13 protein-coding genes are annotated in these 12,479 nt (G+C 71.6%); 10 read left to right on the plus strand and 3 right to left on the minus strand.

The window, feature by feature from the left end; translation table 11 throughout:
- Positions 1 to 19: 19 nt before the first annotated feature.
- Complete coding sequence (locus LCN96_RS17475) at positions 20 to 1,018, minus strand: aldo/keto reductase family protein (protein WP_225273736.1); 999 nt, start codon at positions 1,016 to 1,018, stop codon at positions 20 to 22.
- A gap of 57 nt (positions 1,019 to 1,075) precedes the next feature.
- Here LCN96_RS17475 and LCN96_RS17480 point away from each other — a divergent pair, with 57 nt between their 5' ends.
- Entirely contained in the window at positions 1,076 to 2,059 is a 984-nt protein-coding gene (locus tag LCN96_RS17480; RefSeq protein WP_225273738.1) for an SMI1/KNR4 family protein, read from the plus strand.
- A gap of 3 nt (positions 2,060 to 2,062) precedes the next feature.
- Here LCN96_RS17480 and LCN96_RS17485 read toward each other — a convergent pair whose 3' ends face one another.
- Complete coding sequence (locus LCN96_RS17485; RefSeq protein ID WP_225273740.1) at positions 2,063 to 2,647, minus strand: DUF3043 domain-containing protein; 585 nt, start codon at positions 2,645 to 2,647, stop codon at positions 2,063 to 2,065.
- Between the two features lie 152 nt (positions 2,648 to 2,799).
- Between LCN96_RS17485 and LCN96_RS17490 the strand changes: the two genes are divergently transcribed.
- From LCN96_RS17490 to LCN96_RS17520, 7 genes are all read left to right on the plus strand, one after another.
- Positions 2,800 to 3,624 carry a PspA/IM30 family protein gene (locus tag LCN96_RS17490; protein ID WP_225273742.1) on the plus strand — a complete coding sequence of 275 codons (825 nt, stop codon included), beginning with the start codon at positions 2,800 to 2,802 and terminating at the stop codon, positions 3,622 to 3,624.
- Positions 3,621 to 3,899: a PspA-associated protein PspAA gene (pspAA, locus tag LCN96_RS17495; RefSeq protein ID WP_148438034.1), complete on the plus strand. Its 279-nt coding sequence runs from the start codon at positions 3,621 to 3,623 to the stop codon at positions 3,897 to 3,899. Before LCN96_RS17490 ends, pspAA begins: the two co-directional genes overlap by 4 nt.
- Before the next feature lie 5 nt (positions 3,900 to 3,904).
- Positions 3,905 to 4,804, plus strand: a complete 900-nt coding sequence (gene htpX, locus LCN96_RS17500; protein ID WP_225273743.1) for a zinc metalloprotease HtpX — start codon at positions 3,905 to 3,907, stop codon at positions 4,802 to 4,804.
- Positions 4,805 to 4,811: 7 nt separating this feature from the next.
- Positions 4,812 to 5,369 carry a PspA-associated protein PspAB gene (gene pspAB, locus LCN96_RS17505; RefSeq protein ID WP_225273744.1) on the plus strand — a complete coding sequence of 186 codons (558 nt, stop codon included), beginning with the start codon at positions 4,812 to 4,814 and terminating at the stop codon, positions 5,367 to 5,369.
- Positions 5,370 to 5,416: 47 nt separating this feature from the next.
- The gene (locus LCN96_RS17510; protein ID WP_225273746.1) at positions 5,417 to 6,853 is read left to right on the plus strand and encodes an alpha/beta fold hydrolase; all 1,437 of its coding nucleotides are present in this window, start codon (positions 5,417 to 5,419) and stop codon (positions 6,851 to 6,853) included.
- Between the two features lie 139 nt (positions 6,854 to 6,992).
- Positions 6,993 to 9,014 (plus strand): protein kinase domain-containing protein, encoded by a 2,022-nt coding sequence (locus tag LCN96_RS17515; protein ID WP_225273748.1) that lies wholly within the window; start codon positions 6,993 to 6,995, stop codon positions 9,012 to 9,014.
- A 55-nt stretch (positions 9,015 to 9,069) separates the two neighbouring features.
- The gene (locus LCN96_RS17520) at positions 9,070 to 9,678 is read left to right on the plus strand and encodes an SIMPL domain-containing protein (RefSeq protein WP_225273749.1); all 609 of its coding nucleotides are present in this window, start codon (positions 9,070 to 9,072) and stop codon (positions 9,676 to 9,678) included.
- A 10-nt stretch (positions 9,679 to 9,688) separates the two neighbouring features.
- Here LCN96_RS17520 and nadA read toward each other — a convergent pair whose 3' ends face one another.
- Positions 9,689 to 10,840, minus strand: a complete 1,152-nt coding sequence (gene nadA / locus LCN96_RS17525) for a quinolinate synthase NadA (RefSeq protein WP_225273750.1) — start codon at positions 10,838 to 10,840, stop codon at positions 9,689 to 9,691.
- Between the two features lie 163 nt (positions 10,841 to 11,003).
- Between nadA and erpA the strand changes: the two genes are divergently transcribed.
- Positions 11,004 to 11,357, plus strand: coding sequence for an iron-sulfur cluster insertion protein ErpA (gene erpA, locus LCN96_RS17530; protein ID WP_043638338.1), 354 nt, complete (start codon positions 11,004 to 11,006; stop codon positions 11,355 to 11,357).
- A gap of 107 nt (positions 11,358 to 11,464) precedes the next feature.
- Entirely contained in the window at positions 11,465 to 12,451 is a 987-nt protein-coding gene (locus LCN96_RS17535; protein ID WP_225273751.1) for a carbohydrate kinase family protein, read from the plus strand.
- Positions 12,452 to 12,479: the final 28 nt, after the last annotated feature.

Below are 12,479 nucleotides of genomic sequence, written 5' to 3' on the forward strand. Positions count from 1 at the left end.
TTTTTGTTTTCCGCGGGGGTTACGGACGCGAGCTGGGGCTCTGCGTCTTGGCCGGGTCGCGCTCCACGACCGAGCCGAGCACGTCGTCGATGCGCTTGAGCACGTCGGCCTCCAGCTTGACGCCGGCCGCCTTCACGTTGTCACGCACCTGCTCGGGCCGGGTGGCGCCGACGATGGCGCTGGAGACGTTCGGGTTCTGCAGGACCCACGCGATCGCCAGCTGGGCCATGCTGAGCCCCAGGTCGGCCGCGATCGGCTTGAGCTCCTGGACGCGGGTGAGCACGTCGTCGTTCATGAACCGCGCGATCATGGCGCTGCCGCTCTTGTCGGTCGCCCGCGAGCCCTGGGGCGGCTGCTGGCCCGGCAGGTACTTGCCGGTCAGCACGCCCTGGCCGATGGGCGACCAGACGATCTGCCCCACGCCCTCCTGCTCGCACAGGGGGACGATCTCCGGCTCGATGACCCGCCACAGCATGGAGTACTGCGGCTGGTTGGACACGAGCCGGTCGAAGCCCATCTCGTCGGCGATCTTGAGGGCCTGGGCGATCTGGTCGGCGGTCCACTCGCTGACGCCGACGTAGAGGACCTTGCCCTGGCGTACGAGGTCGTCGAACGTCTTGAGGGTCTCCTCGAGCGGCGTCGCGACGTCGAACCGGTGCGCCTGGTACAGGTCGACGTAGTCGGTCTGCAGGCGGCGCAGCGAGGCGTTGATCGACTCGGTGATGTGCTTGCGGGACAGGCCGCGGTCGTTCTTGCCCGGCCCGGTCGGCCAGTAGACCTTGGTGAAGATCTCCAGCGACTCCCTGCGTACGCCCTTGAGTGCCCGGCCGAGCACCTCCTCGGCCTTCGTGCCCGCGTAGACGTCGGCCGTGTCGAACGTGGTGATGCCCTCGTCGAGGGCCGCCTGCACGCACTGCTTGGCGGCTTCCTCCTCGACCTGGGAGCCGTGGGTGAGCCAGTTGCCGTAGCTGATCTCACTGACCATGAGACCGCTGCGACCGAGGTGACGGAATTCCATGGATCCGACCTTAATCCCGGCACATGGGGTGATCCGATTCGGGATAGGGTGCGCGACGTGCTGAAGCTCGTTCGGCTGGCGCTCACGGCGGCCATCCTGACCGCGATCGCGGTACGGCTGCGCCGGCGCGCCCGCATGCCGGAAAGGCGCCCCGCTCCCCGTCCCCAGGCCCCCGCCGTCCGCCGTACGCGGATGGGGCTGGTGTGGGCCGCCATCGCGGCGATCGTCGCGGTCACCCTGGCGGCCGCGCTGGTGCCGGGCGGCAGCGGGAGGGCCACACCGGCGCCCACCGGCCCGCCGAGGGCGATGACCCAGGAAGAGGCGAGGCTGGCGGCCCTGTGGGCCCAGACGCACGGCCACGGGCCGTCGCCGTCGCCGGTGCCCGCTCCGGTCGAGATCCCCGACCCCCACTGCTCACCCGCACCCCGCCCGGTGACCGTGCGGCCCATCGACCCGAAGGTCAAGCGGGCCGTGGACCGGCAGTGGCGGCGGATCGAGCGGTGGCTGAGGGCGAACGCGCCGCGTACGTACCGCACGCTCGGCAAGCCCGGCAGGGCCCGCACGATCGCGATCGCCGAGGCGCAGATGGGCGTGGACCTCCCCGACGACCTGCGCGCCTCCCTGCTGCGCCACAACGGCTCGCGGGGGGCATGGGGCTTCGGGTTCGGGGCCTGGTTCTACGGCGCCTCGAACCTCGGCATCCGCGAGATCAGGGACACCTGGCGCGACATGTGCCGCCTGGACCCCACCGACCGCGGCGACGACCCGTGGGCGGAGATCTGGAACGGCCGGTTGGTTCCGTTCCTCTCCTTCGCCGAGCTGGAGGACGGCTCCTCGCAGTGGGCCGTCGTCGACGTCGCCGACGGCGCGGTCGGCTGGGACGACACGATCGCCGGCCTGGCGCCGAGAATGCCGTCCTACTACGCGCTCATGCGGGCCGTGGCCGACGCCCTGGAGAAGGGAACGGAGTTCGACGGCTGGCGGCCCGCGGTCAAGCGAGGCGTGCTGCGCTGGGAGAACGTGGAGTACGGCAACCCGTAGCGGCTAGCGCTTCGGCGGCACCGGCTTGCCGCCGGGCAGCAGCTGCGGCGGCGGGAAGCGCAGCTTGCGGATCTGCAGCGCCCGCATGGCCGCGTAGAAGCCGACGCCCTTGACGCTCTCGCCGGGCAGCTTCTCCGCCACCAGCTTCTTCACCTTCCACGACACGTAGACCGAGGTGAAGAGCACGCCGATCATCATGATCGGCCAGCCGATGGTGACGACGTAGCCGAGCACCTGCGCGCGGATCGCCATCGGCCAGGGAACCCAGGTGGCCAGCAGGATCACTAGCGAGAACGGAAGGAAATACTGGCTCGGCAGCCGCCGCGAGTCGACCCAGTCGCGCGCGAACTTGCGCGCTGGGCCCTTGTCACGAACGGGAAGATACCGTTCGTCACCTGCGATCATGCCCTGACGGGCGCGCTCGCGCTCGGCGGCCTGCTTGGCCCGCATCTGCCGATACGCCTCTTTGCGGTCCTTCGGCGCGGAGACGTACTGGCGCCGCTTGCCCTCGGCTTCCCGGCGCTTGGGTGTGGGACGACCTTTACCCTGGGGCTTAGGATCGTCAACGGGGACGGGGGTATCGTCCACGGAGGTTTGGGAACGGCGTCGCAACACGCGTCAACCCTACCTGGACTGCAACTTAGTGACGCCCCCGTGCGTTATGCGTAGGGTAATCCCAAGGCGGCTGCGCTGCATTGGGATTGACACCAGCACGACCTAGAAGGGGACGGCCGACGCGCATGAGCGTGATGAAGAGACTTTCGATGATCTTCAAGTCCAAGGCCAACAAGGCCCTGGACAAGATGGAGGATCCGCGCGAGACCCTTGACTACTCCTACCAGCGGCAACTGGAGCTGCTGCAGAAGGTGCGTCGGGGGGTGGCCGACGTCGCCACCTCGCGCAAGAGGGTGGAGCTGCAGATCACGGGGCTTGAGAAGCAGGCCGCGCGACTGGAGGACCAGGGCCGCAAGGCGCTGTCCGTCGGCCGCGAGGATCTGGCCCGCGAGGCACTTCAGCGCCGGTCCAGCCTGCAGACGCAGATGGCCGACCTGAAGGTGCAGCACGACAACCTGCAGGCCGAGGAGGAGAAGCTGACGACGGCTTCCCAGCGGCTGCAGGCCAAGGTCGACTCCTTCCGCACGAAGAAGGAGACGATCAAGGCCACCTACACCGCCGCCGAGGCGCAGACGCGCATCAACGAGGCGTTCTCCGGCATCTCCGAGGAGATGGGCGACGTCGGCCTGGCGATCCAGCGCGCCGAGGACAAGACGGCGCAGATGCAGGCCCGTGCGGGCGCCATCGACGAGCTGCTGGCCAGCGGCGCGCTCGACGACTTCAGCGGCACCCGCGGCGACGACATCCAGGCCGAGCTCGACCGCATGGGCGGCGGCATGGACGTCGAGCTGGAGCTGGCCAGGATGAAGGCGGAGCTGGGCCAGGGCCCGGCGCCGCAGTCGGCGATCGAGCAGGGCCAGCCGCAGCAGCAGGCCCAGCCCCAGCCGCAGGCGCAGCCCCAGCAGCAGGGCGGCACCCAGCAGTACCGTCAGCCTGGGGAGGGCGCATGATCGTCAGGATCATGGGCGAGGGTCAGGTGGAGATCTCCGCCGACGACATCTCCGTCCTCAACGAGCTGGACAGCGAGCTGGAGGCGGCCATCGAGGCCGCCGACGAGAAGGCCTTCAGGGTCAAGCTGCACGCGTTGCTCGACAAGGTGCGCCATGTGGGCAAGGCGCTCCCCGACGACAGCCTTGAGCCGTCAGAGCTGATCCTTCCCCCCGCGGACGCCTCGATCGAGGAGGTCCGGGAGATGCTGGGCGACCAGGGCCTCATCCCGGGCTGAGCCCCGTGCGTACGAGGTTCGCGTCCGACCGCGGCCTGACCAGCCGCATGGTCGCGACGATGTTCCTGCTCGGGCTGCTCTACGTCGTGTTCGTCGGCGTCCTGATCGCCCTCGGCGTCCGGGCGCTGACCGTCCTGGTGCTGGCGGGCGGCCTGTTGCTGGTGCAGTACTTCCTGTCCGACCGCATCGCCCTGTACGCGATGCACGGGCGGGAGGTCTCCCCGCAGGAGGCCCCTGAGCTGCACGGCCTCATCGACCGGCTGTGCGCGCTGGCCGACATGCCCAAGCCGCGGGTGGCGATCGCGGATTCAGACGTCCCCAACGCGTTCGCCACCGGCCGCAACCAGAAGAAGGCGGTCGTCTGCGTGACGACCGGCATCCTGCGCCGCCTGGAGCCGCAGGAGCTGGAGGGCGTGATCGCCCACGAGCTGTCGCACGTCGCCCACCGCGACGTGGCCGTCATGACGATCGCCTCGTTCCTCGGGATCGTGGCGGGCCTGATGACCAGGTTCGCGCTGTACTCGGGGCTCGGTGGCCGCCGCAACGGCGGCCAGGGCGGGCTGCCCGTGGGCGCGATCATCCTGCTCGTCTCCGTCATCGTGTACGCCGTCAGCTTCCTGCTCACCCGCGCCCTGTCGCGCTACCGCGAGCTGGCGGCCGACCGGGCGGGTGCCCTGCTCACGCAGCGGCCCTCGGCCCTGGCCAGCGCGCTGACCAAGGTGAGCGGCGAGATGGCCAGGATCCCGACCCGCGACCTGCGCGAGGCGGAGCCGTTCAACGCCTTCTACTTCGCCCCGGCGCTGAGCGGCGGGCAGAGCGTGGCGAACCTGTTCGCGACGCACCCGCCGCTGGAGCGCCGGCTCGAACAGCTCGCCGGCATCTCACGGCAACTCGGAAGGGGCTGACCGCGTCATGGGCTGGCTGGACGCGCTGCTGGGCCGGTCGAAGCCGGTCAAGCCGGACCTCGACGCGCTGTTCGCGCTGCCGTCCGCGGCCGTGACGCTGCAGGCGGCGACCGGGCTGGTGCCCACCGGGCTCGGCTCCGTGGCGTTCAGGGCCGCGGAGGGCGGCGCGTTCGCCACGGCCGAGAGCGACGCCAAGGCGTTGCTGGGCGAGCGCGTCGAGGAGTCCGACGACGGCTACGGCTACACCTGGCTGCTGGTGCGCCGCCTCCCGGAGTCGCTCGGCGACCTGGTCACCGAGCTGCATGCGGTCAACTCGACGCTGGAGGGGGCCGGGTTCGGGCCCTCGCTGCTGTGCTCGCTGGTGTCGTTCGCCGATCAGGACGGCCGGCGGCTGGCCGTGGTGTACCTCTACAAACGCGGCAGCTTCTATCCCTTCGCCCCGCTGCCGGGGCAGAAGCGCGACAACCCGCTGGAGCTTCAGGCCAGGGGCGCGCTGGAGGGCGAGCTGCCGCTGGAGAAGGACCTGAGCCGCTGGTTTCCTGTCTGGGGCGCTCCAGGGCTCTGACGGGGGCGCTCATGGGAAGTGGTAGCTCCAGGTGATCTAATTGTCACGTGGAGCGAAGGTTGTTCGTGCTTGCCGCCTGCGCGTTCATCGTCGCGGCGGTGCTCGGCAGTGCCTGGGTGACCGGCCAGTTCACCACGCCCGCCGTCGACAGGACCGAGGGGTACGTCAGCGAGCTGGCGGCCGTCGACCAGCCCTGGACCCGGCTGTTCCGGGTCAGCGACGTGTTGTCGGGGCTGGCGTGCCTGGCCGGGGTGGCGCTGGTGCCGAGCGTGGCGCGCGAGTGGTCCGGCTGGCTGGCGCTGGCCGCGTTCGGGCTGCTCACCGCCACGGCCGGGCTGTTCCCGCTCGACTGCGCCGCGCTCAGCGACCCGCTGTGCGGGCAGCGGGAGACCTCCCTGGCGCACGTGGTGCACGCGCTGGCGCGGGTGCTGGGCACCGGCGCGGTGCTGGCCGCCATGGTGCTGCTCAGCGCGCGGTGGCGGGCGCGGGCGTCGTGGCTGCTCACCTGGCTGACGCTGGCCGCGACCCTGCTCACGGCCGCCGCTCAGGTCGCCGGGCACGGTGTCGGGCTGGCGCACCGCGCCCAGCTCACGATGATCGCCGTGTGGCTGGTGTACGTCGCGATGCGCCTGCTCGTCGCCGAGGACCCCGACGAGGCGGGCCCCCGGATCGCGCCCGGCCGCCTGGGCGGCGTCGGCGGTGCGCGGGTCCGCACGGACGACGCCCCCGCCATCGCCGCCGGACACGGGGACGCGCACGTCGTCGTGCAGGGGACCGGGCCGGCGGTGCTGATCACGGCCGGGCTCGCGGGCGCCTGGTTCCACTGGGACGCGGTGGCGGCGCGGCTCGCGGACGGCCACCGCGTCATCCGCTTCGACCGCCCCGGCCTCGGGCTCAGCTCGTGCGCGCCCGTCCCGCCCACCCTGTACGGCGAGGTCGCCCGCCTGGCCGCGCTGTCACCCGCGCACCCTCAGCAGGTGACGCTCATCGCGCACGGGGTGGCCTGCTGGCACGCGGAGGCGTTCGCCAGGCTGCACCCGCTGTGCCTGGCCAGGCTCGTGCTGGTGGAGCCCGCCTGCGCGGGTGAGCGCCGGCCGCTGCCGTTCGCCGGGACCGCCGGCAGGTGGCTGCCCGCGCTGGGCCGCACCTGGGGCGCCGCCGCCCTGGCGCGCCTGGCGGGGCCGCCCGCGCACCGGCTGCTCGCGGGGGTGCCCGACCCGTCGGGCGTCTACGGCACGGGCCGGGTGCTCGCCGCGGTGGCGGGGGAGTGGCTGGCCCGCCGCGGCATGGCCGCCGACCTGCGCGGGCTGCGGGCCGAGAAGCCGTTCCCCGACGTGCCGGTCACCGTGCTCAGCTCCGGCGAGCCGGGCGGCTGCGTGGAGTGGCTGGTGGGCGAGCTGGACGCCGAGCACGTACGCCTGCCGCGGGCGAGCCGCCGCCCGCAGCTGCACGCCCCGCAGGCCGTCGCCGACGCCGCCGCCTGAGCCCGGTGCCGCGCGGCCCGCCTTCCCCGAACACATGACGCAACGCCGGGCCACCCACCACAATGGCGGGAAAGCCGCCATATAGGGGGAGTCGCCAATGCCGGACCTCGCGGCCCTGAGGCCAGGGGACCCCGCGACGGTGGGTGCGTACAGTCTCGCCGGGCGGCTCGGCGAGGGCGGGCAGGGCATCGTCTACCTCGCCACCGACCCCGGCGGCGCGGAGGTGGCGCTCAAGCTGCTGCGCGCCGACCTGGCCGGCGACGCCGAGGCGTCGGAGCGGTTCGTCCGCGAGGTGGCGATGGCCAGGCGGGTGGCGCCGTTCTGCACCGCCCAGGTCGTCGAGACCGGGCTGTTCGGCGGGCGGCCGTACATCGTCAGCGAGTACATCGACGGCCCCACCCTGACCGACGTGGTCCGCGAGCAGGGCCCGCGCTCGGGCTCCGCGCTGCACCGGCTGGCCATCGGCACCGTCACCGCGCTGGTCGCCATCCACCAGGCCGGCATCGTGCACCGCGACTTCAAGCCGTCGAACGTGCTGCTCGCCTCCGACGGGCCGAGGGTGATCGACTTCGGCATCGCCAAGGCGCTCGACCTCACCTCCACGCTCACCGGCGCCGTCATCGGCACGCCCGCGTACATGGCGCCCGAGCAGCTCACGGAATCAGGGCCGGGGCCGAAGTCGGACCTGTTCGCGTGGGCGTGCACGCTGCTGTTCGCCGCGTCGGGGCAGGCGCCGTTCGGGCAGGACAGCGTGCCCGCGGTGGTCAACCGGATCCTGCACCACGAGCCCGACACCGCCTGCGTGACCGATCCCGCCCTGCGCGCGCTGGTCACGGACTGCCTGGCCAAGGACCCGGCCCGGCGCCCCACGTCGAGCGAGGCCCTCATGCGCCTGCTCGGCCACCACAGCGCCGCCCCGTCCCACAGTCACGGCCCCCACAGTCACGGCCCCCACAGTCACGGCCCCCACAGTCACGGCCCTCACAGTCACGCCCCGCCCCACGTCCGCACGCCGCCCGCTCCCGGCCTGCTCCAGCGGGGCACCGCAGCGGCAGCCCCGGGCAGCACCGCGGGCGGCTCCCGGGGGCCGCTCACGCGACCGGCGGGGCGCGGGCGTACCGGCTGGGTCGTCGCCGGCGGTGCCGCGGGCGCGCTGCTGCTCGCGGCCGGCGGCACGTTCGCCGCCGTGCGCCTGTCGGGGATCCCCGAGCGCACCACGTCCCCCGCCCCGACCAGCGCGGCGATCACCACCTCCGCCCCGCAGGGCACGACCGCGCCCGCCGCCCGCTCGCTCACCCTGCCCGGCACGTCGGTGCGGCTGGACGAACGCGACGGCGACCCCATCAGGCTCGCCTCCTACACGGTGGACGGCGGCGAGCGCCTGTACGTCAGGAAGCACGCCACCGGCCGGTTCGCCCCCGACCTGCGTTACTTCGAGTACGCCCTGGACCCCGCGACCAACCTGGCCCTGGGCACCGACGTGGACTACAGCACCGACCTGTACGCCACCGTGTCCATCGTGGACCACGTCAGCGACAGGAGCAGGGTCGTCGAGCTCAGCCGCAAGCCGATCTTCCCCACCACGCCCCGCTGGTCGCCCGACGGCAGGTACGGCCTGGTCACCCTCTACAAGGGCGCCGAGGGCGACGCCGAGGAGCACGGCTACGGCATCATCGACGTGGCCGCCGGGACGGGCCGGGCGTTCGAGGTCGACGACGCGGGCGCGGGGGAGTGGCGCTTCTTCTGGGACGCCGGCGGCCGGGCCGTCGGCACCTGGACGGACGGCCGGATGCGCTTCTACGACCTGAACGGCAAGGCGGTGCGCACCCTGTCCGGCGTCGGCACGCCCGTGTGGGTGGAGGGCGACGACATCTCTCCGTCGGGCAGCCGTTTCCTGGCCCACTGCACCTCGGCGGGCACCGCGCTGTGCGCCCGGCCCACCTCGGGCGGCGACGCGGAGCCGATCAGGGTGCCGTTCGCCAGCAACCGGCTCATCGGCTGGTGGGACGACGAGCACCTGGCGGTGTGGCGGGCCAAGGGCGGCGGGTACGAGGCCGTGGTGATCGATCTGACGGGGAAGGTCGGCCGGGTGCTGGCCACGGCGGGCAAGAAGAGCGAGTTCGACAGGATGGGCTTCCGCTTCAGCCGGGTCTCCCCGTAGCCGAGCCCGCCGTTCTAGGATCAAGGCTGAACCCGTCCGGGAGGAGCTGGGGCTCGTGGACATCACCGTGAGCGGCGAGGGCTCCGTCCTGGTCGCGCCCGACACGTTGCGGCTGCACGCGGGCGTCGAGGTGCGCAGGGCCTCGGCGGGGGAGGCGTTCGCCGCCGTGCGCGCCGCCGCCGCCCGGCTGGGCGAGGCGCTGCGGCAGGCGGGCATCGCCCCTGAAGACCTGTCCACGGCGGAGCTGTTCCTCGGCCCCGAGTACGAGTCGTACCCGAAGGTGTCGGCGTACCGGGCGGCACAGGGGCTCCAGGTCGTCGTGCGTGACCTCGGCAGGGGCGACCACGTGATCGACACCGTGGCGGGCGTGGGCGAGGAGGCCAGGCTGCACGGCGTGTCCTTCGAGGTGGCCGAGCCGGGCGAGGCGCTGGCCGAGGCCAGGGTCAAGGCCTTCAGGCAGGCCGCGGCCAAGGCCGCCCAGTACGCCGAGCTGGCCGGCCGGCCGCTGGGCCGCGTGGTGGAGGTGCAGGAGGTCGTGGGCGCGCCGCCGGTGCCGATGCGGCAGATGGCCGCGGAGACCCTGACGGCCCAGAGCGACGCCTCGATCAGCCCGGGCCGCCAGAGCCTCACGGTCCACGTGCGGCTCGGCTACGAGTTCGCTTGAGACTCCAGGTCTACGGCAGGGCCAGCATGCGGTCCAGGGCGACCTTGGCCCAGTGGGTGGTGTCCGCGTCGACCGTGATCTGGTTGGGCACGTCGCCGAGCACCAGCGACTCCAGCGCCCACACCAGGTGCGGCAGGTCGATCCTGTTCATGGTCGAGCAGTAGCAGACCGTGCGGTCGAGGAACGAGATGTTCTTGTCCGGGAAGGTCTGGGCCAGCCGCTTGACCAGGTTCAGCTCCGTGCCGATGGCCCAGCTCGACCCGGCGGGCGCCGCCTGCAGCGTCTTGATGATGTGCTCGGTGGAGCCCACGTGGTCGGCCTTGAGCACGACCTCGTGCCGGCACTCGGGGTGCACGAGCACGTTCACGCCGGGGATGCGCGCGCGCACGTCGTCCACGGACTCGGCCGTGAAGCGGCCGTGCACCGAGCAGTGGCCGCGCCACAGGATTATCCTGGCGCGCTCCAGCTGCTCCTGGGTCAGGCCGCCGTTGGGGCGGTGCGGGTTCCACACCACGCAGTCGTCCAGCGACATGCCCATCTCCAGCACCGCCGTGTTGCGGCCCAGGTGCTGGTCGGGCAGGAACAGCACCTTCCGCCCCTGCTCGAACGCCCAGTCGAGGGCGCGGCGGGCGTTGGAGGAGGTGCAGACCGCGCCGCCGTTCCTGCCGCAGAAGGCCTTGATGTCGGCGCTGGAGTTCATGTACGTGACCGGGATCACCTGATCGGCCAGCCCGGCGTCCTCCAGAGCCTCCCAGCACTCCTCGACCTGGTCGAACGTGGCCATGTCCGCCATCGAGCAACCGGCCGCCATGTCGGGCAGGATCACCTTCTGGGCGTCGCCCGTCAGGATGTCGGCCGACTCGGCCATGAAATGCACACCGCAGAAGACGATGAACTCCGCCTCCGGCCGCGCGGCGGCCTGCTGGGCGAGCTTGAAGGAGTCACCCGTCACGTCGGCGAACTGGATGACCTCGTCACGCTGGTAGTGGTGGCCGAGCACGAACAGGCGGTCGCCGAGCGCCTGCTTGGCCCTGCGCGCGCGTTCCACCAGCTCGGGGTCGGAGGCGGGCGGCAGCTCGCCGGGGCAGTCGACCCCCTTCTCGCTGTGCGGATCGGCGCCCTGGCCGAGGACGTAGAGCGGCAGTCCAGTCTGGGCAGCCATGGCCAAACCCCCTTATCGTCGATTTGACGATACTCATCATGACACATGGCGCCCCGTGGTTATTCCGGGGGAGCCGACCCCGGGAATGTGTGGCATCGCCCAGGTGTTGGTAGCGTCATTAGTAGGACGTCGGAAACAGACAGCCGGGTTAGGGAGTCAGCAGATGACGGTTGAGAGCAGCGAGACCACGGCACAGGGCCTGATCCTGACTGACGCGGCCGCCGCCAAGGTCAAGAGCCTGCTCGAGCAGCAGGGCGAGGAAGGTCTGCAGCTGCGGGTCGCCGTGCAGCCGGGAGGTTGCTCCGGCCTGCGCTACCAGCTCTTCTTCGACGACCGTTCGATGGACGGTGACGTCGTGTCGGACTTCGGCGGTGTCAGCGTGGTCACCGACCGGATGAGCGCCCCCTACCTGATGGGCGCCTCCATCGACTTCGTCGACACGATCGAGAAGCAGGGCTTCACGATCGACAACCCCAACGCCACGGGCTCCTGTGCGTGTGGAGACTCGTTCAACTAGCGCTCGACCGGCGCTCGAGCCAGGTCCCGCCCGCCTTTGTGCGAGCGGGACCTTCGCGTATTCTCGTTGGGCCCATTGGCCTGCTGACAACGAGGAAGAAGAATCCCGTGCGCATTGCCGTGACCGGCTCAATCGCGACAGACCATCTGATGACGTTCCCTGGCAGCTTCGGCGATCAGCTCATCGCCGAGCAGCTCGACAGGGTGTCACTGTCGTTCCTGGTCGATGATCTCCAGATCCGGCGTGGTGGCTGCGCCGCGAACATCGCCTTCGGAATGGCCTGCCTCGGTCTCAACCCGATCCTCGTGGGCGCCGTCGGCAACGACTTCGCCGACTACCGCTCCTGGCTGGAGCGCCACGGCGTGGACTGCGGCTCCGTGCACGTCTCCGAGACGCAGCACACCGCCCGCTTCCTGTGCACCACCGACGAGCACCACAACCAGATCGCCTCGTTCTACACCGGTGCCATGGCCGAGGCGCGGCTCATCGAGCTGCAGCCCGTCGCCGACCGCGTGGGCGGGCTCGACCTGGTGCTGATCAGCCCCAACGACCCCGACGCGATGCTGCGCCACACCGACGAGTGCCGCCAGCGCGGCATCCCGTTCGCCGCCGACATCTCCCAGCAGCTCGCGCGCATGGAGGACGAGCAGATCCGCCAGCTCGTCGACGGCGCCGCCTACCTGTTCTCCAACGACTACGAGAAGGGGCTCATCGAGCAGAAGACCGGCTGGACCGACGAGGAGATCCTCGGCCGGGTCGGCGTCCGCGTCACCACGCTCGGCCCCAAGGGCGCCGTGATCGACCGCCAGGGTGAGCCGTCCATCCAGGTCGCCCCCGCTCCCGAGCGCGGCAAGGCCGACCCCACGGGCGTCGGCGACGCCTTCCGCGCCGGCTTCATGTCCGGTCTGGCCTGGGGCCTGTCGCTGGAGCGGTGCGGGCAGATCGGCAACCTCACCGCCACGCACGTGCTGGAGCGCGTGGGCGGGCAGGAGTACGAGCTGGGGCAGGCGTCCTTCCTGGAGCGCTTCGGCGCCGCGTACGGGGCCGAGGCCGCCGCCGAGGTCGGCGAGCACGTGCGCTGCTACCACCCCTGACGTAGCACGTGCGCTGCTACCACCCCTG

The sequence above is a fragment of the Nonomuraea gerenzanensis genome (assembly GCF_020215645.1).
Classification (GTDB): domain Bacteria; phylum Actinomycetota; class Actinomycetes; order Streptosporangiales; family Streptosporangiaceae; genus Nonomuraea; species Nonomuraea gerenzanensis.

Bases quoted from the DNA above. Each gene is read 5' to 3' on its own strand.
- LCN96_RS17490 (WP_225273742.1), top strand. From the start codon at position 2,800: ATGAGCGTGATGAAGAGACTTTCGATGATCTTCAAGTCCAAGGCCAAC.
- pspAB (WP_225273744.1), top strand. From the start codon at position 4,812: ATGGGCTGGCTGGACGCGCTGCTGGGCCGGTCGAAGCCGGTCAAGCCG.
- nadA (WP_225273750.1), bottom strand. From the start codon at position 10,840: ATGGCTGCCCAGACTGGACTGCCGCTCTACGTCCTCGGCCAGGGCGCC.
- erpA (WP_043638338.1), top strand. From the start codon at position 11,004: ATGACGGTTGAGAGCAGCGAGACCACGGCACAGGGCCTGATCCTGACT.
- LCN96_RS17475 (WP_225273736.1), bottom strand. From the start codon at position 1,018: ATGGAATTCCGTCACCTCGGTCGCAGCGGTCTCATGGTCAGTGAGATC.
- pspAA (WP_148438034.1), top strand. From the start codon at position 3,621: ATGATCGTCAGGATCATGGGCGAGGGTCAGGTGGAGATCTCCGCCGAC.